Origin of the sequence: Mesorhizobium sp. M0029 (assembly GCF_040323735.1) — a bacterium.
GTDB lineage: Bacteria > Pseudomonadota > Alphaproteobacteria > Rhizobiales > Rhizobiaceae > Mesorhizobium.
The window spans coordinates 130,213-152,538 of record NZ_JAMYVF010000015.1 but is presented as its reverse complement, the minus strand read 5'-3'; the positions used below and the strand labels follow the sequence as shown (position 1 = coordinate 152,538).

24 protein-coding genes are annotated in these 22,326 nt (G+C 61.7%); 13 read left to right on the top strand and 11 right to left on the bottom strand.

Features of this window, described 5'->3' with window-relative positions; genetic code table 11:
* Positions 1–147: 147 nt before the first annotated feature.
* On the bottom strand, positions 148–1,242 hold the full coding sequence (locus NKJ76_RS23425; protein ID WP_352538453.1) for a LacI family DNA-binding transcriptional regulator: 1,095 nt from the start codon (positions 1,240–1,242) through the stop codon (positions 148–150).
* 212 nt (positions 1,243–1,454) lie between these two features.
* Between NKJ76_RS23425 and NKJ76_RS23420 the strand changes: the two genes are divergently transcribed.
* The 10 genes from NKJ76_RS23420 to NKJ76_RS23375 all read left to right on the top strand — a co-directional run bounded on the left by NKJ76_RS23420 (position 1,455) and on the right by NKJ76_RS23375 (position 9,255).
* Positions 1,455–2,297, top strand: coding sequence for an ABC transporter substrate-binding protein (locus NKJ76_RS23420; RefSeq protein WP_023738312.1), 843 nt, complete (start codon positions 1,455–1,457; stop codon positions 2,295–2,297).
* 94 nt (positions 2,298–2,391) lie between these two features.
* A complete protein-coding gene (locus NKJ76_RS23415) occupies positions 2,392–3,933 on the top strand; it encodes an amino acid ABC transporter permease/ATP-binding protein (RefSeq protein WP_352538452.1) in 1,542 nt (513 codons plus the stop codon).
* A 60-nt stretch (positions 3,934–3,993) separates the two neighbouring features.
* Positions 3,994–5,151, top strand: a complete 1,158-nt coding sequence (locus tag NKJ76_RS23410; RefSeq protein ID WP_352538451.1) for an NAD(P)/FAD-dependent oxidoreductase — start codon at positions 3,994–3,996, stop codon at positions 5,149–5,151.
* Positions 5,152–5,308: 157 nt separating this feature from the next.
* Positions 5,309–5,524 carry a hypothetical protein gene (locus tag NKJ76_RS23405; protein ID WP_023732308.1) on the top strand — a complete coding sequence of 72 codons (216 nt, stop codon included), beginning with the start codon at positions 5,309–5,311 and terminating at the stop codon, positions 5,522–5,524.
* Positions 5,525–5,537: 13 nt separating this feature from the next.
* On the top strand, positions 5,538–5,783 hold the full coding sequence (locus NKJ76_RS23400) for a hypothetical protein (protein WP_023699894.1): 246 nt from the start codon (positions 5,538–5,540) through the stop codon (positions 5,781–5,783).
* Positions 5,784–5,813: 30 nt separating this feature from the next.
* Positions 5,814–5,993 (top strand): hypothetical protein, encoded by a 180-nt coding sequence (locus tag NKJ76_RS23395; RefSeq protein ID WP_352538450.1) that lies wholly within the window; start codon positions 5,814–5,816, stop codon positions 5,991–5,993.
* Between the two features lie 264 nt (positions 5,994–6,257).
* The gene (locus NKJ76_RS23390; RefSeq protein WP_023695157.1) at positions 6,258–6,419 is read left to right on the top strand and encodes a hypothetical protein; all 162 of its coding nucleotides are present in this window, start codon (positions 6,258–6,260) and stop codon (positions 6,417–6,419) included.
* Between the two features lie 10 nt (positions 6,420–6,429).
* The gene (locus NKJ76_RS23385; RefSeq protein WP_352538449.1) at positions 6,430–8,196 is read left to right on the top strand and encodes a thiamine pyrophosphate-dependent enzyme; all 1,767 of its coding nucleotides are present in this window, start codon (positions 6,430–6,432) and stop codon (positions 8,194–8,196) included.
* Positions 8,197–8,219: 23 nt separating this feature from the next.
* Complete coding sequence (locus NKJ76_RS23380) at positions 8,220–8,384, top strand: hypothetical protein (RefSeq protein WP_352538448.1); 165 nt, start codon at positions 8,220–8,222, stop codon at positions 8,382–8,384.
* Position 8,385: 1 nt separating this feature from the next.
* On the top strand, positions 8,386–9,255 hold the full coding sequence (locus tag NKJ76_RS23375) for an SDR family oxidoreductase (protein ID WP_023667763.1): 870 nt from the start codon (positions 8,386–8,388) through the stop codon (positions 9,253–9,255).
* 305 nt (positions 9,256–9,560) lie between these two features.
* Here the strand turns inward: NKJ76_RS23375 and NKJ76_RS23370 are convergent, their stop codons facing one another.
* Positions 9,561–10,073, bottom strand: a complete 513-nt coding sequence (locus NKJ76_RS23370) for an OmpA family protein (RefSeq protein ID WP_023732303.1) — start codon at positions 10,071–10,073, stop codon at positions 9,561–9,563.
* 10 nt (positions 10,074–10,083) lie between these two features.
* Entirely contained in the window at positions 10,084–10,743 is a 660-nt protein-coding gene (locus tag NKJ76_RS23365) for a L,D-transpeptidase (protein ID WP_023686888.1), read from the bottom strand.
* 1,011 nt (positions 10,744–11,754) lie between these two features.
* Between NKJ76_RS23365 and NKJ76_RS23360 the strand changes: the two genes are divergently transcribed.
* Positions 11,755–11,919, top strand: coding sequence for a hypothetical protein (locus NKJ76_RS23360; protein ID WP_023667766.1), 165 nt, complete (start codon positions 11,755–11,757; stop codon positions 11,917–11,919).
* A 210-nt stretch (positions 11,920–12,129) separates the two neighbouring features.
* On the opposite strand, the gene NKJ76_RS23355 is transcribed toward NKJ76_RS23360, so the two are convergent.
* The 3 genes from NKJ76_RS23355 to NKJ76_RS23345 form a co-directional block, all read right to left on the bottom strand.
* Positions 12,130–12,729 carry an EF-hand domain-containing protein gene (locus NKJ76_RS23355; RefSeq protein ID WP_352538447.1) on the bottom strand — a complete coding sequence of 200 codons (600 nt, stop codon included), beginning with the start codon at positions 12,727–12,729 and terminating at the stop codon, positions 12,130–12,132.
* Between the two features lie 303 nt (positions 12,730–13,032).
* On the bottom strand, positions 13,033–13,377 hold the full coding sequence (locus NKJ76_RS23350; RefSeq protein ID WP_352538446.1) for a hypothetical protein: 345 nt from the start codon (positions 13,375–13,377) through the stop codon (positions 13,033–13,035).
* Between the two features lie 512 nt (positions 13,378–13,889).
* Complete coding sequence (locus tag NKJ76_RS23345; protein WP_245259880.1) at positions 13,890–14,147, bottom strand: hypothetical protein; 258 nt, start codon at positions 14,145–14,147, stop codon at positions 13,890–13,892.
* A 1,137-nt stretch (positions 14,148–15,284) separates the two neighbouring features.
* Here NKJ76_RS23345 and NKJ76_RS23340 point away from each other — a divergent pair.
* A complete protein-coding gene (locus NKJ76_RS23340; protein ID WP_155922421.1) occupies positions 15,285–15,509 on the top strand; it encodes a hypothetical protein in 225 nt (74 codons plus the stop codon).
* A 255-nt stretch (positions 15,510–15,764) separates the two neighbouring features.
* On the opposite strand, the gene NKJ76_RS23335 is transcribed toward NKJ76_RS23340, so the two are convergent.
* From NKJ76_RS23335 to NKJ76_RS23325, 3 genes are all read right to left on the bottom strand, one after another.
* Positions 15,765–16,313, bottom strand: a complete 549-nt coding sequence (locus tag NKJ76_RS23335; protein WP_352446593.1) for a hypothetical protein — start codon at positions 16,311–16,313, stop codon at positions 15,765–15,767.
* 10 nt (positions 16,314–16,323) lie between these two features.
* Positions 16,324–17,499: a zinc-dependent alcohol dehydrogenase gene (locus tag NKJ76_RS23330; protein WP_352538445.1), complete on the bottom strand. Its 1,176-nt coding sequence runs from the start codon at positions 17,497–17,499 to the stop codon at positions 16,324–16,326.
* A gap of 526 nt (positions 17,500–18,025) precedes the next feature.
* Complete coding sequence (locus NKJ76_RS23325) at positions 18,026–18,655, bottom strand: TetR/AcrR family transcriptional regulator (RefSeq protein WP_023748019.1); 630 nt, start codon at positions 18,653–18,655, stop codon at positions 18,026–18,028.
* Between the two features lie 123 nt (positions 18,656–18,778).
* Between NKJ76_RS23325 and NKJ76_RS23320 the strand changes: the two genes are divergently transcribed.
* On the top strand, positions 18,779–19,675 hold the full coding sequence (locus tag NKJ76_RS23320; protein ID WP_352538444.1) for an NAD(P)/FAD-dependent oxidoreductase: 897 nt from the start codon (positions 18,779–18,781) through the stop codon (positions 19,673–19,675).
* A 324-nt stretch (positions 19,676–19,999) separates the two neighbouring features.
* On the opposite strand, the gene NKJ76_RS23315 is transcribed toward NKJ76_RS23320, so the two are convergent.
* Both NKJ76_RS23315 and NKJ76_RS23310 read right to left on the bottom strand, forming a co-directional pair.
* Complete coding sequence (locus NKJ76_RS23315; RefSeq protein ID WP_352538443.1) at positions 20,000–20,782, bottom strand: alpha/beta hydrolase; 783 nt, start codon at positions 20,780–20,782, stop codon at positions 20,000–20,002.
* A 41-nt stretch (positions 20,783–20,823) separates the two neighbouring features.
* Positions 20,824–22,272 (bottom strand): NAD-dependent succinate-semialdehyde dehydrogenase, encoded by a 1,449-nt coding sequence (locus NKJ76_RS23310; protein ID WP_352521297.1) that lies wholly within the window; start codon positions 22,270–22,272, stop codon positions 20,824–20,826.
* Positions 22,273–22,326 lie beyond the last annotated feature (54 nt).

Genomic DNA, 22,326 nt, shown 5'->3' with positions numbered 1-22,326 from the left:
AAACCATGAGCCGGCACGTGCCGTCCCGATGACGGTGGACGCGGCATTGCGATCAGGGTGCTTGCTGGGTTGATCGACGTACATTCTTAAAGCGGAGTGCGTCGACCTTGTTCTAACGTATTCATGTGGGCCGTACCGCCGTCAGGCCTATGCTTGGCGCACTTGCGGCTTTCCATCCGAGGGCGGGCCAACGGATCCGCGTGCAATGATGGCGGTCGGCAAAACGAGCCTTTCCGCCGGGCGGGAATCTCCCTTCAATCGCCGGATGAGCAATTCCGCGACGCTCTTGCCAAGCGCGTAGACGGGCTGGTCGATAACGGTGATGGGCGGCGTGGTGACGCTCGTCCAGTCCGCATCATGGAAAGTGATGAGCGAAATGTCGTCGGGAACCCGCAGGCCGCGCTCGCGGGTCACCTTGAAGATCTCTAGCGCAATGACGCTGTCGGAGGCGAGGATCGCCGTCGGCCGATCCGGCGCCGACAGCATCTCGCCGGCAACCCTGCGCGTTTCGGTGGGGCTTGTGGCGCCAAGGCGGACATAGCGTTCTGGCCGATCAAGTCCGGCCTCTCGGCACACGGTGAGGAAACCGTCGATGCGCTCACGGACCGACGAGGTGTAGATCTGCCCGAGATCGCGGTACTCGTGCCCTTCGGCGTCGACCGCGGTTACGTAGGCAATGTTGCGGTGGCCGGCATCCGCTAGAAAGCGGGTCGCCAGCATGGCGATGCCGCGATCGTCGGTCGTGACCGTATCGACGTCCAGATCTGCCAGCGCCCTATCCAGCAGGGCAAGCGGTCGGCCCGAGCGGTGGATATCGCGCAGGTGCGCGATGTCGCGCGATTCCGACGGCGTGACGATCAGCCCGTCGACGCGCTTGCCGATGAGCAGTTTCACGGCCGCCTTTTCCGCCTCGATCTTCTCGCCGGAATTGGCCAGGATGACGTTGAACCCGGCTGCCTTTGCCGCGTCGCTGATGCCGCGTACCGCGAGGCTGAAGAACGGGTTCTCGATGTCGCCGACAACCACGCCGATGATGCCGGAGCGGCCGGTCGTCATGCTGCGGGCGAGCTCGTTCGCACGATAGTCCAAGGCCTTGGCCGCGGCCATGACTTCCGCGCGGATCATGTCGCTGACGACGCCGTATCCGCCGAGCACGCGCGCGGCTGTCGCTTTCGAAACATTGGCCGCACGGGCGACGTCGCTGACCGTTATCGACGGGGTCTTGGGGGCGGTTCTTTTCATTGGATGACGACTACAAGAGTTGTTGACGGGAGGTCAATGAGGCGATAACGATTATCAAAGAGACCGGTCTCATACAATATGATACCGGTCTCTTTAGAAGGAGTGGAGCCGAGAGGCGTGACGGACCGTAATCTCGTCAAGGGCATGTCGGGGCGCCAGATGGCGGCTCGACGCAAATACCAAGAAGAACAGACCTTCAGAGTGAGAAAGACATGAGCAGGAAAGAAATTCTCAAGTCGTTGATGTGCCCGGTCAGAACCGGCGCAATGGCTCTTATGGCGATGTGCGTCGGCGCTGGGCTGGTTTCAGGAGCGGCCGCCGCGGATGACAATCCCTATGGCCTCATTGATGCGAAGGTCATCAGCGTCGGAACCATGGGCGATGCCAAACCCTACGCTTTCACCCAGGCCGATGGGTCGTTCACCGGCTTCGACATCGAATTGTTCCGCAACGTCGCGAGCCGCCTTGGATTCAAGCCCGACCAGGTGATCTTCACCGGCCAGGAATTCTCGGCGCTGATGCCTTCCGTTGCAAACGAGCGCTTCGATGTCGCGGTCGCGGCAATCGGCACGACGGAAGCACGCAAAAAGACCGTCGACTTTTCCGACGGGTATATCGCAGGCTATCTCTCCGTGCTTACCGCCGACAAGGCAATCACGGCGGCGGACGGGCTCAAGGGCAAACGTCTCGGCGTCGTACAAGGCACGCTCCAGGAAATCTACGCGGCGAAGAATTTTGTCGGAACCGATCTCGTCAAATTCCCCGACAACAACTCCGCCGTTTCGGCGCTTAACAACGGAACCGTGGATGCCCACTTCCTCGATTACGAGGCCGCCAAGGACTATGGCCTTCGCTACCCGAACCTGAAGATCGCGGTCAATATTCCTTCCTTTGACGCGCCGGCCGGCTTTGTCCTGCGCAAGGGCAACGACAAGCTCCGCAATGCGCTGAACACCGCCCTTCACGCGGCCATGCAGGACGGCACCTGGAAGACGCTTTATGAAAAGTGGTTCCCCGGCTCGCCGATGCCCGACCAGTATCTTCCCAAGAAGTAGACCGTACCCGGCCGCTGGCTTTCATGCCGGCGGCCGGATTACGCCTCCGTCCTTGATGCGGACGATGTAAATAGCGCAACCAAAAGGGGGGCGAATGAACTGGCTCGAAAACCTGCGGCGCAGTTTCCTCGACTGGCACGCAATGGCGGACGTGCTGCCCAGCATGATCACCATCGGATTGAAGAACACCTTGATCCTCGCCGCCGCGTCGACAGTACTGGGTGTCATCCTCGGCATGATCCTGGCGGTCATGGGCATCTCGCAATCGCGCTGGCTGCGCATTCCGGCGCGGGTCTACACGGATATATTCCGTGGGCTGCCGGCGATCGTCACCATCCTGCTGATAGGCCAGGGCTTTGCCCGCATCGGCCGTGAAATCTTCGGCCCTTCGCCCTTTCCGCTCGGCATTCTTGCGCTGAGCCTGATCGCCGGCGCCTATATCGGCGAAATATTCCGCTCGGGCATCCAGAGCGTCGAGCGCGGGCAGATGGAGGCCTGCAGGGCGCTCAGCATGAGCTACGGCCAAGGCATGCGCCTGATCGTGATCCCGCAAGGCATCCGCCGCGTCTTGCCGGCCCTCGTCAACCAGTTCATCGGCAACGTCAAGGATTCAAGCCTTGTCTACTTCCTCGGTCTGCTCGCCTCGGAGCGCGAGATCTTCCGTGTCGGTCAGGACCAGGCAGTGGTCACCGGAAACCTCTCGCCATTGCTTCTGGCCGGCGTGTTCTATCTCGTCATCACCGTGCCGTTGACCCATGTGGTCAACTACATCGACAACTCGCTGCGGGTCGGAAAGAAAAAGGCCGGCCTCGTCATCAGCGGCCTGGCCGAAGTGAGCGAACTGGAGGGCGCCACCGGCAGTGCACCTTCGGAGGCCGGCTCTGATGCCGGCTCAGCGCTGCCCCGCTTCAAGGGCGGCAGTCTCGCCATCACCGATCTCGACATGGCCTATGGCGACCTCGATGTTCTCAAAGGCGTCAGCCTGGCAGTCAAGCCTGGCACGGTCACATGCGTGATCGGCCCATCAGGTTCGGGCAAGTCGACCCTGCTGCGCTGCCTCAACCGCCTGGTCGAGCCCAAGGGCGGTGAGGTGTTGCTCGATGGTGCGAGCATCCTGGCGATGAAGCCTGAAAAACTGCGCCGGCGTGTCGGCATGGTTTTCCAGCAGTTCAATCTGTTTCCCGACCACACCGCGCTCGAAAACGTCATGCTGTCGCTGACCAAGGTAAAGGGGCTCCCTGTACAGGAAGCTGAGCGCATCGCCGAGGCGCGCCTTGCCGACGTCGGGCTTGCGACCCGCAAACACCATCGTCCAGGGAGCCTTTCCGGTGGCCAGCAGCAGCGTGTGGCAATCGCTCGTGCATTGGCGATGGACCCGGAGGTCATCTTGTTCGATGAGGTAACGAGCGCACTCGATCCAGAACTGGTGAAGGGTGTGCTCAACCTCATGGCGGATCTCGGCCGGCGCGGCATGACAATGGTCGTGGTGACGCATGAAATGGGCTTCGCCCGCAAGGTCGCCGATCAGGTCGTCTTCATGGATGAAGGCCGCATCATCGAGGCCGGCACGCCTGCCGCGATTTTCGACACGCCGAAAAGCCCGCGTCTGAAGCACTTCCTTGCCGAAGTGCTTTGATCACGCATGAGCCCTTCAAGACGGCCGCCCAAACCAACCTCCACCAGTGAAAGATATCTCATGGCTGCATCACATCAGGTTTCCAAGGTCGTTGTTGTCGGCGGCGGCATTTTTGGCGTCTCCTCGGCCGTTCATCTTGCAAGGCTCGGCATCGAGACCGTGCTGGTCAATGATGGACCGCTCGCCAAGGGAGCTTCCGGCCGCTCGCTCGCCTGGATCAATTCGGCGCGCAGGCGCTCGGCTGAATATCATCGCCTGCGCATGATCGGTATCGACCGCTACCGCAGTTTGTCGGCGCGATGCCCGGATGCCGCCTGGCTGCGTTTCGACGGTGGCCTGACGTGGGATGCGGACGATGCCTCAAACGAGATCGCCGATGTCTTCGCTCACGAAAAACGTCTCGGCTATGATGCGCAGCATCTGTCCGCGGACGCCATAAGGTTGGTCACGCCGGGTGTCTGCGCAAGCGCTGTCACGCCTCAAGGCGCGATCTTCAACGCGGGTGAGGGCTGGGTCGACCTGCCGTCGCTGATCGAAATATTGATCGCGGAATTCGTGGAGCGGGGCGGCCAGGTGGTCACCGAGGCCGGAAGCGCTACCGTCACCGTCGCCAACGGCCGCGCCACCGGCGTCACCACCACCAGCGGGATCAGCTTCGCCGCCAACGCGGTGCTTCTGGCGACCGGTGCGGATGTGCCGCGAATGGTTGCCGTGGCCGGTCAGCGTATTGCCGATGGGACACCAATCGCGCTGCTGGTCAGGACCAAGCCAGTCGACTTGCCTCTACGCGCCGTGCTCAACACGCCGCGCGTCGCCATCCGGCCGACGCCTGATGGCGCCCTCGCGCTCGATTCTGCCTGGTCGGAAAAAGAGGTGGTAGTCAATCCGGACGGGACTTATCGCGTAAAAGCATCGACCATCCAGGGGCTTCTCGACGAAGCGTCGAATGTTCTCGACGGTCATCCGAAATTGGAATTGGAGAGCTACGGTGTCGGGCCCAAGCCGATCCCCGGAGACGGCGAGCCGGTCTTCGGCCAGTTGCGGGAGATCGAGGGGTATTACGTTGCCTTCAGCCACAGCGGCGCAACACTTGGCTTGATTGCCGGCGAACTGCTTGCAACCGAGATCGCCACCGGAACAGAGCACCCACTCCTTGCAAGCTTTCGACCGTCTCGATTTTCACTTCAGCCTGCCAATTCGCCTCGGAATGGGATGTAATGTGGCATGCTTGGAGTTTCGCTAGCCGAGACGGCGGCCGCCTGGCCGCTTACGCGCACCTGACAAGCGAATATGTTCCGGAACATTTTCTCCACGTTGAAGTTGGACAGCGCCAGGACCGTCGTTCGTCCAAGCTCAACCAGCGCTGAGAAATTCCATGACCAACCAACACCCCAAGACTAAACAGCCCACGGACAAGGATCTGCGAGACAACCCGGGAATCGGCACCTCGAAGGGCGCGGTCAAGGGCGGCGATATGCTCGACGAGAACGATGCTCTCGATGGGGACAATACGTTCGAAGGCGATGTCCAGAACGATGTGACGCCTCAGGGCGGCATCAACCCTGACCAGACCGGACGCACGAACAAGTAGGAGGCACCTTGCCATGGCCGGCCGGAAGACCCACGAGCAGCAGCTGCGCATCATCGAAAAGCGCGAGAACACCAGCAATGCCGGCGACGATTTCAATGCCGAGGATGAGCTGAAGAGAACCAAGCAGGAGCGCGAGGCGCGGCAAGGCGGCGCCAATCTGCGCGACGAGGGCGTGGAATTGACCGACAAGGATGATCGCCAGATGATCCGCGGCGAAAACCAGGAGAGCGAGCACCACAAGCGCAGGCAGGACGACTAAGCCTGTCGTCTTTAAGGCTATCGAGGAGCCATGCCAGACTACCGGCACGCCAGGCACCGCATGGTCGAGGCGCACATCGCCCGCCGCGGTGTGCGCGACGAACGAGTCCTTTCGCCACTGAGGCGGAATCCCGCGCGAGAAATCGTCGACGAGGGGTGCGAGGAGTTCGCCTATGGGGACGGTCCGGGCGGCGTTGCGCTCTGGCTATAGGGACCTGCGAAGACGCGACCTGAACATCGGCCAGCTCTGCCGCGAGAGCTTTGGCGATCAGACAGCCTCGGCCACTACATGCAATCCTCGGCCTCGCAGCAGTTCGATGCCTTCGTCTGTTCGATCGCACCTCGCCTGTTCAGCCGCTGACTGCCGAACAGCGCCTCATCGGGTGGTACTGAGACCTTTGCCTTGGGCACCTGAGTAGGCGGCATTGCCTTCGGGCACGGAACATCTCACCGACTTTCTGGTTAGGCAGGCCGGATGAAGGGAGCTTTGCGCATGGCCACTAATTTGGAAGACGGCAAGACCGCTCAATCTTCCGACCAGTTGCATGGCGGCAATCGCGGCGGCAACAAAGACCAGCGTAAGACTGACAAGACCGCGAACAAGAGCAGCCAGGCGGCGGGATCCGCATCGCGGTAAGGACTGAGACATGCCGACCGCCGCGGACATCCTCATCGAGACGCTGATCGACTGGAACGTCGATATCATCTTTGGCCTGCCGGGCGACGGCATCAATGGCATCATGGAGGCGCTGCGCGGGCGGCAGGACCGCATCCGCTTCATTCAGGTGCGGCACGAGGAATCCGCGGCGTTCATGGCGTGCGCCTACTCAAAATGGACAGGCAAGCTCGGTGTCTGCCTCGCAACTTCCGGCCCTGGCGGCACACACCTCCTGACGGGACTCTACGATGCCAAGCTCGACCAAGCGCCGGTGCTCGCCATTACCGGCATGCAGTTCCACGACCTTATCGAGACCTTCACCCAGCAGGATGTCGACTTGACGCGCGTCTTCAGCGATGTCGCCGTCTTCAACGCGCAGGTCTCCGACGCGGCGCATATGGAAAGCCTGGCCGGTCTCGCCTGCAGGTCGGCGCTGGCACGTCGCGGCGTTGCGCATCTGTCGATCGCCAGCGATGTGCAGGAGCACACGCTCGACCAAGCCAAGCGCTCGAAGCGCAACAAACCGTCGCATACGCCGGATCGTTGGTTCGAAGGAAGCAGGCTTCCCGACGAAGAACAACTTGCGAAAGCCGCCGAGATCCTGAACGGGGCGACAAAGGTCGCGATCCTCGCCGGTCGGGGCGCGCTTGGTGCCAGGCACGAGTTGGAAGAGACGGCGGAGCTGCTTGGTGCCCCCGTCGCAAAGGCCTTGCTCGGTAAGGCTGCCTTGCCCGACGATCACCCGCTGACGACTGGCGGCATCGGAATTCTCGGCACGCTGCCGTCGCAGGAAATCATGGAGGAATGTGACGCGCTGCTCGTCGTCGGCTCGACCTTTCCCTACATCGAATACTACCCGAAGCCGGGACAGGCGCGCGGGGTGCAGATCGAGCGCGACCCGCAGCGCATCGGCCTGCGCTATCCCGTTGAGGCCGGCCTTGCCGGCGATGCCGCCGTGACGCTGCGATTGCTGAACAAGCGCCTGAAGCGCAAGGATGATCGCAGCTTCCTCGAGAAGGCGCAGGCGGGCATGCGACGCTGGCGCGAGATAATGGCGCAGTCGGAGCAAAAGGCCGCCACTTCGCTCAAGCCCCAGGTGGTCACACGCGCATTTGGGAAACGATTGCCCGATGAGGCGATCCTGGTTGCCGATTCCGGCCAGAACACCGAGATGGCGGCCCGCCATATCGAACTGCGTGACGGGCAGGCCTTCGGCGTCTCGGGCGCGCTGGCCTCGATGGCATGCGGACTGCCCTACGCGATCGCCGCGGGCCTGGCCTTTCCCGGCCGGCCGGTCTTCGCGGTCGTCGGCGACGGCGGTCTCGCGATGCAGCTCGGAGAGTTCTCGACGGCAGTTCGGTACCGGGTCCCACTCAAGGTGCTCGTGCTCAAGAACGGCATGCTCAATCAGATCGCCTGGGAGCAGATGATGTTTCTCGGCAACCCGCAATTCGCCTGCGAACTCCAGCCCATCGACTTCGCCATGGCCGCCGAAGCCATGGGCGGCATCGGCTACAGCGTCTCTCGCGCCGAGGAGGTGGAAGGTGTTCTCGACGCTGCCCTAGCTGCTGAGGGTCCGGTGGTCATCGAGGCCGTGGTCGATCCGTTCGAACCGATGATGCCACCGAAGATGCCACCGGATTATGCGAGAAATTTCCGCAAGGCGCTACCGGATACCCCCGGACGCGTGGAAATCGAGGCGAATGTGGCGCAAGAGCCGCTGAGGTCGATGATTACCGCCGGCGAGAAAGACTGACGACACGCAAGAAGGAGCTCGAGTTGAACAAGACCGACAGCGGCACCGCAAATCGCGGTTCGCCGGACCTCATGGGCGGCGACCAAGCGTGCGAGTCCGAGGAATGGGGCGGTGGCTCGAAAGCCGCCAAGGGACCGATCACGGAACCGGATCGACACAACCGCAACTCCAGCCAAAAAAGGAGCTGACATGCAGGATGCCCAGCAGAAATATCCTCGGCCGCCGCTTCCCGAACAGCAGCAGGACATGCCCGGCTACACCGACGAGATGGATCCACGGCCCGACCACGGAGAGGAGAGCTATCGCGGCAGCGGTAAGCTGACGGACCGCGTCGCGCTGATCACCGGCGCGGACTCGGGCATCGGCCGGGCGGTGGCTATCGCGTTTGCACGCGAAGGCGCCGACGTCATGATCTCCTATCTTGAAGAGGACGAAGATGCGCAGGAGACGGCGCGCTTGGTCGAGGAAGCTGGGCGCAAGGCGGTGCTCGCACCCGGCGACATCTCGGACGAAATCTTCGCGCGGTCGCTTGTGCAGCGAGCTATCGATGAATGCGGGCGCCTGGACATCCTCGTCAACAATGCAGCCCACCAGGCGTCGTTCGAGAAGCTGGAGGACATCAGCGCGGAGGAATGGGATCTCACCTTTCGCACCAATGTCTATGCGATGTTCTATCTGTCCCAGGAAGCAGTGAAGCACATGGAACCCGGCTCGACCATCATCAACACATCCTCGATCAACGCGACCAGTCCCTCGCCGGCACTGCTTGCCTACGCCACTACCAAAGGAGCGATCGCCAACTTCACCGCCGGACTTGCAGGACTGGTAGCTGAACGCGGCATTCGGGTAAACGCGGTCGCTCCCGGGCCGATTTGGACGCCGCTGATCCCGTCGACAATGCCCTCTGAGAAGGTCAAGGAGTTCGGGAAGAACACACCGCTCAAGCGTCCCGGGCAACCGGCAGAGCTTGCAGCGACCTATGTGCTGCTTGCCTCGGAAGGATCGAGCTACACCACCGGCGCACTCTACGAGGTCACCGGTGGACGGCCGATGCTTTGAGCGAGCGTACCTGCCAGCTCCACGGCGCCCACTCCCGGTAGCACACTGACATCTGGCGAGGCTCATGCGCGATCAGGATCGCGGACAACCGCCACGTCCGCAAACTGGTCGAGGCGCATGCCGAAGCCACCCACCAGACCCTGAACCGGAGGTTGGTAGACGCGAGGCTGACTTCATTCCGGGTTCACCGGAGCGTCAGCTTTCGGGGAGGGGCAAACGCTGGGTGAATGTCCCCGATAGGCGCATTGCAGCCATGCCGCCGTCGCGTTGTGAGACTGATTTGGCGACCAGCAAAACAGCAGCCTCTACGACTCGTCCCTCTCATCGCGCAAATTAGACACAACGCGGCGGTTCTGCGACCTGCAGGCGGAGTCGGGGCAGTCGCGGACGAGCCTGTCCTTGCCGTAGCCCTTGGCCCACATGCGGTTCCGGTCTATGCCGCCGGCGGCGAGGTAGTCCATCACCGCATCGGCGCGCTGCTGTGACAGCGCCGTTTCACTTGCGCCGGGATCGTCGGCGAAACCCTGCAGCTTGAGCAGCCAGCGCGGATGCTTTGTCAACCAGGCGATCTGGGTGTCGAGGGTGGCCTTGGCGACAGAATCGAGCGCGGCCGAACCTTTCGTGAAGTAGGTGCGGCGGCCGACATTGAGGATAAAATCCTCCTCGCTGCCCGGCTGCACGTTCTGGAAGCCGGCAATCTCGGCGTTGGTGACGTCAGGCGTCGACGGGGCCAGCGTGTTGCTGGTCGAGCAGGATGCGGCCAGAACCAGCAGGCCGGCGGCGAGCAGCCGGCGCGTGTTTTCAATCATGCGGTTCATGATGCGCCAATCATTCGACAGTGGTGGAAGCGGGCGCCTGGTCGGCGATGTGCGGCAGGACCTCCACCGCGGTGCCGATCGGGCACCGCTGGTAGAGGTCGATGATATCTTCGGGGAACATGCGGATGCAGCCGCTGGAAGCGTCGGTGCCGATGCTCCATGGCTCCAGCGTGCCATGCAGGCGGTAGCCGATGTCGGCGCCGTCGCGGTACAGATAGAGCGCTCGCGGCCCGAGCGGATTGTTGGACGCGCCGCCCGCGATCATGGGCGGTAAGTCCGGTTTGCGCTCACGCATTTCGGGGGGCGGGACCCATTGCGGCCACAGCGCGCGGCGATCGATCGTCGCGCGGCCGTACCATTTGAAGCCTTCCTTGCCGACGCCGACGCCGTAGCGGATGGCAGTCTTGTTTTCCATGATGAGGTAGAGGAAGTGGTGGCGGGTATCGACCACGACGGTGCCGACCGGCTCGCTGCTGAAATACTTGACGATCTGGCGATGCCATCTCTTGTCGATCTTGGCGAAGTTGGTCTTGCGATAGACGAAATCGTTATCGCTTGCGGTACCGGCGAAAAAGGATTTTGCCGCCGCGGCTTGAACAATATTGCCGGTTCCACCGACCGCGACCAGCGCCAGACCGCCGAGCACGACACCCCTGCGTGATAAAACCATCGGCAATCCCCCATGCCTTAAGCCTGGCGAACCATAGTTGAGAATGATTTCGGCTCAAAGTGGAAAAATGCTGCAGTGGGTGGGCCGCAAGCGGTCTGTCCTCTTGACGGCAAAATAGCGGCTGCCCGCCGGCTCACGCCGGCGGTTTTTTTTGCGCGGACGGGAACATCCTCGCTCCAAGGGTGTTCTGTCACACCCGGCTCGTTCTTCATCGGTCGTGCCGGTGACCAAGATGTCCCCTCATTCATCATGGTCGGCCCGCGCAGCCTTGACCGCACGCGCGGGCCATCCCATCACAAGGCCCGCTGGCTCAAGCTGGCGGGTTTTTCCGCGTCCATGCGCCGACACTCATCTTCGCATGCCTGTCACAACGAGCCAGGCGGATTCCAGTATCCGCACGCGGCGAGGAGGACTTGCGACATGCCTCGCTGCGGGATTTTCGCGATGAGTCTACCTGGCTCCCGCTGAACGCCATGGCCTGACCACCGGGCGCGTTGGACGACCTTCAAGTCGAAAAAGCCCGCGGCAATCGCACCTTAGGCAAAGAGGCTTTGCTTTGTTGCTGCAGTTGTCATCGCATCAATCGTGGGTAGCAACGCGGTTGTTGCGTGTTGTTGGAGAGATGGGGTTTCCCGAAAAGAATGAACATGCGCAGACAAAAGAAGCGAGCAGGATGGCCGTGAGTACATCTGCCAAATATCTATTACCTCATATGCGCTCGCTCCTCGGAAGGCGATCCCGCCACCCTCTCGACAGTGAAGATGGCGGGATCTCAACCGGCGACAAGGGACTTCGATCGACGGTGGGTTTCCAATTCGGCGTCCGGCTGCGTGTTCCGCCGTTCGGGCTTCTTCCAACCGCAATCAGACGCAAGTCCTATCCCATAAGACTGATGGCCAAATTCGGAACATCCGCTGAAGCATTGCGTTCGGCAGCCTGAAACCCCAAGGCAAAGGATGACTAATCATGTCGAATTGCGAGACTGCAAAATCACATTCGTTAGGAAATCGCGTGGCTGATCTCACAGCCAAGATGCGTGAAGCGCAGATTGACGCGGGTGAAATGATGGCCTTCCACAAGGTTGCAACTATGTTGGAGGACAGCCAAGGACGTATCAATGGCGACGACTTGATCGCCGCATCCTTCGTTCTGCTGGAGGACCGGGCGCCCGAGTGACCCTGCGTTGGTCGGCTTCGATCGTTCCTCGATCAGCACTGCGCAGCCTTTTTTTGTCACGGCTGGCGTCTCCGGGGACCGCGGGAATAGCGCAAGGCTGGAGGGTGCTGTTAGGGCCGCCGCGCCTAACAGCCAAGAGACACCGCTTCGAATTCGACCGCCAGGCGCTCGCCCGCTTTGTCCGAGGGAGGGCATTCATTTTGAAGGCAGCTACGGCGTGTCCTCGCTATCAGTGCCATGCATGCTGGAGCCATGCATGAAGGGCTGGATCTCGTCCGCATCGATCTTGCCGTCACCATTCTCGTCAATGCTAGTGAACATCCTGCCCACCGCGCGTTGAACCTCGTCCTCGGAAACCGATCCGTCGCCATCGGTGTCCAACAGCCCGAACATCAGTCGCATGCCGGCACCGCGCATCAGCTGATGATGCCAGCGTCCAGCCATTCTGTGTCCACGATCGCGGCCACCGTGGTTCTGCCAACGGCCGCCATCTTCATCGTGGCGGTCAGCACCCTCGTTGCGATCGCCTTGATAGTTGCGACTATCTTCCTCGCGGAAACCTTCTTCGGAACCGCGATCCTGCTGCATTCTCTCCCGGACAGCTTGCTCAACCATCTGGCGGATCATTTCGCGTGTTGGTGCATCCGCTTGTCCGGTCGCATCCGGCAACTGTCCGGCGGTCGGCGGTTCGGTTGCCGGAGCGGGTGCAGGTGTCGAGGGTGATGGTGTTCCGCTTGTCTGGGCGAGTGCGGGGGAGGTCAGGGCAATGAAAACGGCGGCCGCGGCCGTCTTGCTGTGTGGAAATCTCATGGCATGCTCCATCAGTGCTTTCGCTTGAAGGCCAAACTGGAGCTCGATGTGATTGTTCCCCGAAGGGATCAGGTCACGGCGAAGTTACTGAGGCATGCCCCGTCTGAGGTAGATCAGGGTCTTCGCCAGGGAATAATTCGGCTCTTCTTCCCTAGGCACAAGAGGAAGCCGGCGCCCATTTTTGCGGGCAATGAACGTTGGACATTCGGCCTCGCCAATTTTCTGCCAATCGATCATACCGACGCATCAATTCCCTCTGCGTCCTCCCTTTCGTGGGACGGAAGCCGTTTCGACCGCACGCCGTCAATCGCGAATCCCGCGTCCATATGCTGCGCGGCCATGAAGCATATTTTTTATGTCATAGACCTCTGTCCGTCTGGACACCATGTTAGCCAGCGCTAAATCAGAGCAATGCGACGCCTCCTGCTGGGACTTACAGTTTTTCTCTTTTGGACCACGTTGCTTCAGGCCGAGGCGTGGCAGCCCTTCGGCGTCCGACAGCTTGGCTTTAGTTTCGATATTCCTCCGAATTTCGTCCTGACTCAGAATTCGGAGCAGGGCGCGGCTTTTCAGGGCCCAAGAGACGCGTTTCTGGTCGTTTGGGGCGCGCGACTGGGCAAAGCAAGTTTTCGCGCCGAGATTGAACATCGCATGATCGAGGACGAAAAGGCCGGTTGGCGACTGACCTATCGGCGCCTAGCCCCGAAATGGGCCAGCTACTCCGGGGTCAAGAATGGCGAGATTCGCTACGTCCGTGCAATTATGGTCTGCAACCAGCGTGCCGCGCTTTTCACAATGAATTATCGGAAATCCGAAAAGAAACCGTATGACCCTGTTGTTGTGCGCATGGTCCGGTCCCTGAGAGCGGAAGGATGTTAGCCAGCAAAGAGCGAGGTTGCCGTACTGTGCTTCCCTCGGCTAAGGGCCCAGTGGTCAACCCGGCTCCCCAATAGCCCCGCCCAGTCACATGAAAGCAGGCAGCGGCAGGTATGCGGCCGGACGTTCCCACGCTGGCTCAGCCGCTCAAAGCCCATCACCGAAAAGCTGCTCAGTGCGGTCGCCAGCTAGAGCTACCACTGAGCCATTCCGCAGCGGCTGGGTAGCGCTCAGCTCCGTACGCGTTCATACCATGAACGGGCGGGGCGAACGTCCTGATAGAGCTACGGCTGTAGAAGCGCGCCGCCAAACTGCGCCCACAAGCGCTCGCACTCTCTCGCCCTTAGGCTCGGGGTACCGGGCGCGCCATAGAAGACCATGGCGCCGCGAATGTCATATCCAAGCACCGAGGCGTTGGCCACGAACTGGATGGCTCTTCCCAAGCTGGTGATGCCGATGTCGACCTCAGCTTTGTTGGTGAGGTCGACCACACCGAATACTTCCGCATTGGCGCTCCTGCCCGCCAAAACGGCCGTCGACATCGCATCATTCACGGCAAGAAGCATTTCGGTGAGTTGCCCGGTGAAAGGGCTCTACAAACGCTTAAATGTCAGGTTTGTTCCCAACCGGCCATAGCGGCTTTCCGACGACCAAGAATGCGACTGCGATTACGCGTATCAATAGAATCACTGCGAACAGGATTGCCATGATTTCCGCCCACTGTATCGGATCACTCCGCGGCGAAGAAAACCCCGCAACATATCTCAGATAGCGGCGGGTGTTCGGCTGTAAGAACCAAGACTGGGTCCCGCGGCCTCTCATGTGCGCGTAGTTGACATCGTCTGCTGGACCGAACGGTCAGGCCGAAGAGCCCAGTTCCTCTCAGCATCGAGCAGTTCATTCTGCTCAATCAAGCCGTTCATAAACAGCCTGAGTATATGCGCAGCTATGCGCTCTCCGTTCTGCGAAGCAAGAGGTAGGGCGCGCTCTTTGCAGACCGTGTGACAAACCTGGGCGAGCATCTCAATGTCGCTTGGCCCCAAAAACCGACCCGGATACAACATACCGTTTTCCTGTTGGAGAGTTGGAATGGATCCATTACGCACGGTTACCGGCAGCCACAATCAACTATGATAGTGAGATGTCGAGTCCGGTGGAAAAAACAGTGAGGTCACAAAAGTGGTCGCACTTGTCTCCGATTGACGGACGCGTCGATGCTACACCGACCAGCGCTACCGCACCCGCTTCATCGACGCGGCTTTGCAAAGGCCTATGACCAGTTCGCTACCAGCTGCCGGACCGCCCAGGCGAGCATGCCGCCGGCCCTCCCGAAAGCGATGTCGTGGATGAGGCAGCCTTTTCCGTATACATCCAGCTGTTACGCTGCGCATCTGCTTCGGTTCGAAAACTCGCCGCGAGCCTGGCGTGCTCGCGTGTCCGGGCCGAAAACGCCTTCACAGCCCACATGTTGATAACGACATCGATGAGGCTGCCGCCGACCTCGTTGGCATAGGATGCTTCCCGGCAAGGGCATCGACCAATGCCCCGGGGCCGACCAGCACGAACCTGCGGGGGCTTTCCCGGAACAAAGCCTCGACGATCCGGTTCGGCAGGGAAGCGGCCAAAATTCATGCCATCGGAGATGCCGAGGCAGATGACAGATGAAAGGGAAGCTGAAGATGACGAAGTCTCGCGACCGCACCGTTCCCGGCGACGGCAAGATCGAAACCGGCCCGAACACATCTCCGCAACAGGATCCGGCAGAGGGGTCGCGCGAGACAATCGATCGCGAACTCGAGCGGACAGACGACGATAATAATTCCGACGAAGCGGAACGCTTGCGCCGAGACCTGCGGAAAGGGGTGGCGGAAGAGACCGAGCTTCCCGAACGCGGCTCGGCCTGAGGATCGCCGGAACCTTGCCAAGGCAAGAGACATGGAAGGCTCGACACCGGTCGGATCGCTGCTTGCTTCGTGCCTTTAACGCACCGGCCACACAACCCATGCGCGGCGGTGACCCAGGAGACGGCGAGAACGGCCGCGCGACGGTCCACTCTGTTCCAGCAAAGTCGGCTCGCCGAGAGCAACCACCTCTGGCGTTAGGGCCTGACGAGATGCCACCTGTCCAGGTCGCATGGCGCCAGGGTTCGGAAATCTCTATCAGGCTGCGCCGGCCTCCTGGCTGCGCTGCGAGCGGGCACGGTCGCGGGCTGCGGCAGTGCCTCCGGGAAAGCCGCTTCGATCGCTGTAGTCGCGTGGCTTGGTCCCCCTCCGAGAGTGGCGCGCGGTCACGCTTTTCGCACCGATGATGTCGAGCAATGTGATGCCGGCGACCATCGCAAGCGCAAGGCCCACATTATCGCGCTTTGGGTTGCCATGCCGATACGCTGTCAGCAATGTCGCGATATCCAGGCCGTCGCCGGCCACCCGGCTCCACAGCCCCGCTTGCTTGTCCACTGAAAGCGAGAGTATGCCGCTGCTTATTTCCCGCGCCCCATAAGCGCGGATCAGATCTTCCTTGCCGCGCATGCCGAGCGCGCCGGCAATCCGCTCGGCGCCAACCAGTTCGGCGACGCCAAGCGCGATGCTGAACCAGCCGAGCTTGCGGGCAAGGCCATCGGAGGCCGCGACCGCACTCTGCCCAGTCTTCAGCACTTTGGGATCGCCAGGCGATCGGGTGATGTTGGTAAGTTTGGCAATCACGTTCATGACGATTTCCCTACGGTTTCAGCACAACCTTGATGCAGCTGTCCTGCTTGTCGCGAAACACCTTGTACATCTCGGGTCCCTGCTCGAGCCCCACGGTATGTGTGATGACGAAGGATGGGTCGATCTGGCCATCTTCGATGCGGCGCAACAGATCCTCGGTCCAACGGTTGACATGGGTCTGCCCCATTCGGAAGGTGAGCCCCTTGTTCATTGCCTGTCCCATCGGAATCTTGTCGACCAGCCCGCTGTAGACGCCGGGGATCGAGATCACGCCGGCCGGCCGGCAGACATAGATCATCTCACGCAAAACGTGCGGTCGATCATTTTCCATCAGCATCAACTGCTTTGCGCGATCGTAGACGGTATCGGGCTGGGCCAGCGAGACGTGGCTTTCCATGCCGACGCAATCGATGCACTTCTCCGGGCCCTTTCCGCCGGTGAGTTCCCGCAGTCGTTCGACGACACTTTCCTCGGCGAAATTGATGGCGATGGCGCCGCCGGCCGCGGCCATGGAAAGCCGCTCCGGCAGGCAATCGATCGCCACCACCTGTTTCGCGCCGAGCAGCAGGGCGCTGCGTATGGCCATCTGCCCGACTGGGCCACAGCCCCACACCGCAACCGTATCGGTGGGCTCAATGTCGCACTGTGCCGCCGCCTGCCATCCGGTAGGAAAAATATCGCCGAGGAAGAGAACCTGCTCGTCGGTAAGGCTGTCAGGCACCTTTACGTGCGTGGCATCGGCGAACGGCACACGCATGTATTCCGCCTGTCCCCCAGGATAGCCGCCGGTCAAATGAGTGTAGCCGAACAGACCCGCGGTGGTGTGCCCGAACACCTTGTCACCGAGATTCTTCTTGCGGTTTGTGCGTTCGCAAACCGAAAAGTTCTGTCGCTTGCACTGGTCGCACTCACCGCAGATTATGGTGAACGGCACGACGATGCGGTCTCCCTTCTTCAGAGCGCCGTTGACGCCCTTGCCGACCTCAACGACCTCTCCCATCATCTCGTGGCCCATGATGTCGCCGGGCAGCATGGCTGGCACATAGTTGTGGTAGAGGTGAAGGTCGGAGCCGCATATGGCACAACTCGTCACCTTGATGATCGCGTCACGTTCATCCTCAATTTCCGGGTCCGAAACCTGATCGCAGCGTATGTCTTCCTTGCCGTGCCAGACCAACGCTCGCATAGCTTGCTCCTATTTTCGCAAGATCTGTGGGTAGGGACCTCGCGCCTGTCCTAAGCGGGCCGATGCCTGGTTGGATCGACTGTGCCGCTGCTTGTCGAACCACAGGGGCGGACCGATGTTCCGGGAGCTCGAGAGAATTTTTGGGCCATTCCAGACCCGCACCTTGGAAGGATCTGTCGCGGGCACCAGCGGCCTTCCCCGGGGCGCGTCGGGCACGAGCCGCTGGAGTCCGACCCACGAATGGACGTACTCAAGTGTACCAAAAAACGTTCCGTCCGCAGGTGTCCTTCGCGGCGGCTGACACGTCATCTGCTCGGTTCTGGCGTCCGTAACCGGCATTCTCTTCCTCGCCCGCACAGGGTCGGCCGAAGCAGCGCTGTGACCGGAGCAGGTAGGAGATGCCGCTCACCGGCGGGCGCGCAGCCCCACCCCGACGCGATCGACACGAGGTGGATGGGCGCCATCGCGACGGCGGCTCTAGCGGAGTATTTCGCAGAAATACAATGATTAGCGGCAGGGCAGACTGCTAGCCGTGCGCAGCCATGAACATGGCGACGGCCGACCGGCAATAGGATTCGACTTCGTTGTCGTCCGCTGCTCTCGCCTCATCGAAGCGTGCGATAATCAGGAGATCGGATCCTTTGAAAAGCGCGGCAAACAAGCGGGCGGACCGGAGAGGATCGGGCACGTTCAGAACCGCCTTCGCGTGCAACTGACGCAACAGGGCCTCGATTTGGGCGATGACATTGGCGGGGCCGGCTTCGTAATGGAGCTTGCTTAAGGACTTTGGATTCGTCTGGTCGGCCATGACCATGGCTTCGACACTGCGGACATCTGATCTCAAAAGCGTGCGAAGTAGGGATGATCCCACCGCCATGAGCTGATCCTCGACCGAACCGCCGACGCATTCAAGAAGGGCCTGTGGTGTAAACAACTGATGGCAGCCGGACGCGATGGCCGCGCTGAACAGCGCCTCCTTGTTCTCGAAGTGCCGATAGATGCTGAGTTTGGATATCTTCGCCCGCTGGGCGACCTTGTCCAATGTGGTCGCTTGAAAACCCAATTCCACAAAGAGTTCGGACGCAGCGTCGAGTATCGTTTGGCCAAGCGCCTCGTTGGCGGGCCGGCCGCGCCGGCCCTGGCTATTTTCGGTCACGACAATTCCAGTCCTTGACAGTATCCTAATTCTTGGATTACGATACCATGTAGTTTCTGAAATGCGCAAGCCGATGGGTAGGTTTGGTCCAACCAGCCCCTCATCCACAACACGGAGCCCATCATGGATGACGTCATCATCATCGGCGGCAGCTTTGCCGGTCTCGCCGGTGCCCTGCAACTCGGCCGTGCCCGCCGTAAGGTCACCGTTCTCGATACCGGCCTGCCGCGCAACCGCTTCGCCGGCCACTCGCATGGCCTGCTCGGCCACGATCACAAGCCACCGCTGGACATCCTGGCCGAGGCGCGGCGGCAGCTGGCGCGCTATCCCACGATCAAGCTGGTCAATGCCCGGGCCGACAGCCTCTCCGGGGCCATCGACGATTTCTCCGTCCTCACTGGCGATGGCGGAAGCCTCGGCGCGCGCCGCCTGATCCTGAGCTATGGCGTCGCCGACCAGATGCCTGATGTTCCGGGCTTTGCCAAAGGTTGGGGCACGTCCATCGTGCCCTGCCCCTATTGCGACGGCTTTGAAGTCGCCGGCCAGCATTGGGGCCTCGTCTGGTCCGGCCCGCCGTCGCACAATTATGTCAGGCTGTACCACGATTGGACCGACAGGTTGACGGTGTTTGCCGATAGTCACGACATTCCTCCCGACATCCGGGCCGGTCTGGCGCGCCGCAACATACCTGTCGTCGACGGCCGGATCAGCGAGATCGCCCATCACGGGGGGCATAACGCCACCGTCAAGCTCGATACCGGCCCCAATGTCGCGGTCGACATCCTGTTCGCGCATCCGCGCAACAAGCCGTCCGCAAGCCTGCACGAATCACTGGGCCTCGCCACGGTCGATACGCCCCTCGGCGTAATCCTCAAGGTCGACGAGCGCCGCGAAACCAGCATGCCCGGCATCTACGCCGCGGGCGACCTCGCCAACCCCCTCACGCCGCCATCGGTCACCCTGGCAATATCGCACGGCGCGACGGCTGGGATCTCCGCCCAGCAGTCGATGCTGGTTTGAGAGCGCAGATTCCCTTCTCCGGGTGCCGCAGGCTATCATATTCTCAAGGCGAGGTTACGGAACGCCGGCCCGCTCTCCCCTGAGGGGCATCTTTGGCCGGTTGGCTTTGAGAACTCAACTGCGCTGCCGGCATGACGGCGATCGCCGACATCGGTTATCAAGCTCAATCACGCTGGAAAGCATGAACCACGTCGACGTCGACATCGCCGGCGGGCTTACGGTATGGCGACCGGTGGCGGAAGATTTGCCACCGCTGTCGGCACCTCGATGCTGCGACGCTACTTTGCAGAACGGTCGCGCCCAGCAGCGCTTCTGGCGGAAGTCTCAGGCGGCCACGACGCGCGCCAGCAGTGACGCGGCCTCGGTACCAGCCAAGCCAAGGTCACGGACGCTGCTCATGTGATTGGCCCCACCAAGGGTGGTGCGCGAAACAGTCAGTCCCTGTGTGTCAAGGTGGTCCGTGAAGAGTGCGGCCTGGCTGTGGAACGGCGGCGTTTCATCGGCGCCGACCGAGATATCTACGCCCACGGATGGATCGAAACTGTGGTCGATCGGCGAGAATCGGCGGGCCTCCTCGTCGGTGATCGCGATCTCCGCGGCAAGGAACGACATCTGCAATGGCTTCAGGTCGTAAAGGCCGCCAAGCAGCAGCGCAGCTTTGATGCCGGAAGGCCGCTCGTCACCGTCGAAAAGCATTGTTGCCAGATGCGCACCGGCGGAATGACCGCTAACGGTCAGCAGGCCGGGATTGCCGCCATGGTGTGCGACATTGTCAAATACCCATCGCTTGGCGCGGCGCACCTGGTCGACGATCCTGGCCATCCTGACGGTCGGCATCAGCGCGTAGTCGACAATGACCGCGATCGCACCTGCGTTCGTAACGGTCTCGGCGACGTAGGAATAGTCGCGCTTGGAGAACATGCGCCAATAGCCCCCGTGGATGAACATGTGCACCGGCAGGCGGTCCCGTTTGCCCTCGGGAAAGAACAGATCCACGGTTTCGGTGGCGTCAGCCCCGTAGGCGACATCGGCGACCATGGGAACATTCGCCCTGGTCTCCTCGCTTCTGCGAACGATCTCGGCGACGATGTCATCGAACTCGACCACATGATCGCGAATGCGAAACGGATCTTTGGCGTGATGTCCGCTCACAGGGTCACGGCGATGTACTTGGCCTCCATGAACTCGGCAACGCCGTGCTTCTGACCGCCTTCGCGGCCTAGCCCGCTCTGCTTGACACCTCCGAAAGGCGCCGCCGGATCCGACATCAGGCCGCGGTTGAGCGCGATCATGCCGGACTCGATCTTCGATGCCACGCGCATCCCCCGGCCCAGGTCGCGCGTATAGATGTAGGCAGCGAGACCGTATTCGGTGTCATTGGCTTTGGAGATGACATCCGCCTCGCTTTCGAAGCGACTGATCGGCGCCACGGGACCGAAGATCTCCTCGTGAGCCATGGCAACGTCGGCCGGCACGTCCTTGAGCACCGTTGGCGGATAGAAAAAGCCTCTGCCTTCAGATACGCCGCCGCCACACAGGATTTTGGCGCCGCGGGCAACGGCGTCCTGCACAAGCCGGTCGATCTTGTGCACAGCCTTCCTGGTGATCATCGGCCCGCATTCTGTGTCTGAGTCTGTGCCCGGGCCCAGGTTGAGTGCCGCCATGCGTTTGCTCAAGCCTTCCGCGAAAGCATCATGGATGCCGGCCTGGACGTAAAGCCGGTTGGCGGCCGTGCAGGCTTCGCCGGCGTTGCGCATCTTGGCAACCATCGCACCGTCGAGGGCTGCTTCCAGGTCGGCGTCGTCGAAGACGATGAAGGGAGCGTTGCCGCCAAGCTCCATGGAACAGGAAATGACGTGCTTTGCGGCTTCGGCCAGCAGCACGCGGCCGACGCCGGTCGAGCCGGTGAAGGACAGCTTTCGCACGCGCGGATCGGCCAGCATGGCCGCCGTCACCGGCCCGGGGGTCGAGGTCGTCAGCACGTTGACGACGCCGGGCGGCACGCCGGCCTCCTCGTAGAGCGCCGCAAGCGCATAGGCCGTCAGCGGCGTCTCGCTGGCGGGCTTCAGGATCACCGTGCAGCCGGCCGCGAGCGCCGGAGCGATTTTGCGTGTCGCCATCGCAGCCGGGAAATTCCATGGCGTGATGAGCACGCAAATGCCGATGGGCTGGTAGTCGACAATGATCCGGTTCGCGCCCGAGGGCGCAAGGCCGAACTCGCCGTTGATGCGGACCGCTTCCTCGGCGTTCCAGCGAAAGAATTCCGCCGCATAGGCGACTTCGCCGTGCGCATCGCGCAGCGCCTTGCCGTTCTCCAGCGAGATCAGCGCGGCCAACGTCTCCGCCCGTTCGGTCATCAGTTCGAAGCAGCGCCGCAGGATTTCCGATCGCCTGCGTGGCGGGGTCTCGCGCCAGCCGGCCGCCGCCTTCGCGGCAGCGTCGACGGCGGCGGCGGCATCAGTGAGCGTTGCATCGGGAACCGCAGCGATCACGGCTTCAGTCGAGGGATCGACCACTTCGATCACGCGGCCCTCCGATGAGGGCCGCCAGCGTCCGCCAATGTAGAGACCGTGCGAGACCGTGGCGTAGTCGAACATATCTTGATCCTCGTCGGATATGGCTGCGGCAATGTTCATTGGATGAACTCCTGT

What these genes read in the sequence shown, in the direction of transcription:
- NKJ76_RS23375 (WP_023667763.1), top strand. Translation starts at nt 8,386, where the DNA reads ATGCAGGATGCCCAGCAGAAATATCCTCGGCCGCCGCTTCCCGAACAG.
- NKJ76_RS23330 (WP_352538445.1), bottom strand. Translation starts at nt 17,499, where the DNA reads ATGCGAGCGTTGGTCTGGCACGGCAAGGAAGACATACGCTGCGATCAG.
- NKJ76_RS23405 (WP_023732308.1), top strand. Translation starts at nt 5,309, where the DNA reads ATGACCAACCAACACCCCAAGACTAAACAGCCCACGGACAAGGATCTG.
- NKJ76_RS23385 (WP_352538449.1), top strand. Translation starts at nt 6,430, where the DNA reads ATGCCGACCGCCGCGGACATCCTCATCGAGACGCTGATCGACTGGAAC.
- NKJ76_RS23410 (WP_352538451.1), top strand. Translation starts at nt 3,994, where the DNA reads ATGGCTGCATCACATCAGGTTTCCAAGGTCGTTGTTGTCGGCGGCGGC.
- NKJ76_RS23345 (WP_245259880.1), bottom strand. Translation starts at nt 14,147, where the DNA reads ATGTCGACGGCCGTTTTGGCGGGCAGGAGCGCCAATGCGGAAGTATTC.
- NKJ76_RS23395 (WP_352538450.1), top strand. Translation starts at nt 5,814, where the DNA reads ATGCCAGACTACCGGCACGCCAGGCACCGCATGGTCGAGGCGCACATC.
- NKJ76_RS23310 (WP_352521297.1), bottom strand. Translation starts at nt 22,272, where the DNA reads ATGTTCGACTACGCCACGGTCTCGCACGGTCTCTACATTGGCGGACGC.
- NKJ76_RS23415 (WP_352538452.1), top strand. Translation starts at nt 2,392, where the DNA reads ATGAACTGGCTCGAAAACCTGCGGCGCAGTTTCCTCGACTGGCACGCA.
- NKJ76_RS23365 (WP_023686888.1), bottom strand. Translation starts at nt 10,743, where the DNA reads ATGGTTTTATCACGCAGGGGTGTCGTGCTCGGCGGTCTGGCGCTGGTC.
- NKJ76_RS23400 (WP_023699894.1), top strand. Translation starts at nt 5,538, where the DNA reads ATGGCCGGCCGGAAGACCCACGAGCAGCAGCTGCGCATCATCGAAAAG.
- NKJ76_RS23340 (WP_155922421.1), top strand. Translation starts at nt 15,285, where the DNA reads ATGACGAAGTCTCGCGACCGCACCGTTCCCGGCGACGGCAAGATCGAA.
- NKJ76_RS23335 (WP_352446593.1), bottom strand. Translation starts at nt 16,313, where the DNA reads ATGAACGTGATTGCCAAACTTACCAACATCACCCGATCGCCTGGCGAT.
- NKJ76_RS23420 (WP_023738312.1), top strand. Translation starts at nt 1,455, where the DNA reads ATGAGCAGGAAAGAAATTCTCAAGTCGTTGATGTGCCCGGTCAGAACC.
- NKJ76_RS23350 (WP_352538446.1), bottom strand. Translation starts at nt 13,377, where the DNA reads ATGTTCAATCTCGGCGCGAAAACTTGCTTTGCCCAGTCGCGCGCCCCA.
- NKJ76_RS23370 (WP_023732303.1), bottom strand. Translation starts at nt 10,073, where the DNA reads ATGAACCGCATGATTGAAAACACGCGCCGGCTGCTCGCCGCCGGCCTG.
- NKJ76_RS23355 (WP_352538447.1), bottom strand. Translation starts at nt 12,729, where the DNA reads ATGAGATTTCCACACAGCAAGACGGCCGCGGCCGCCGTTTTCATTGCC.
- NKJ76_RS23390 (WP_023695157.1), top strand. Translation starts at nt 6,258, where the DNA reads ATGAAGGGAGCTTTGCGCATGGCCACTAATTTGGAAGACGGCAAGACC.
- NKJ76_RS23425 (WP_352538453.1), bottom strand. Translation starts at nt 1,242, where the DNA reads ATGAAAAGAACCGCCCCCAAGACCCCGTCGATAACGGTCAGCGACGTC.
- NKJ76_RS23320 (WP_352538444.1), top strand. Translation starts at nt 18,779, where the DNA reads ATGGATGACGTCATCATCATCGGCGGCAGCTTTGCCGGTCTCGCCGGT.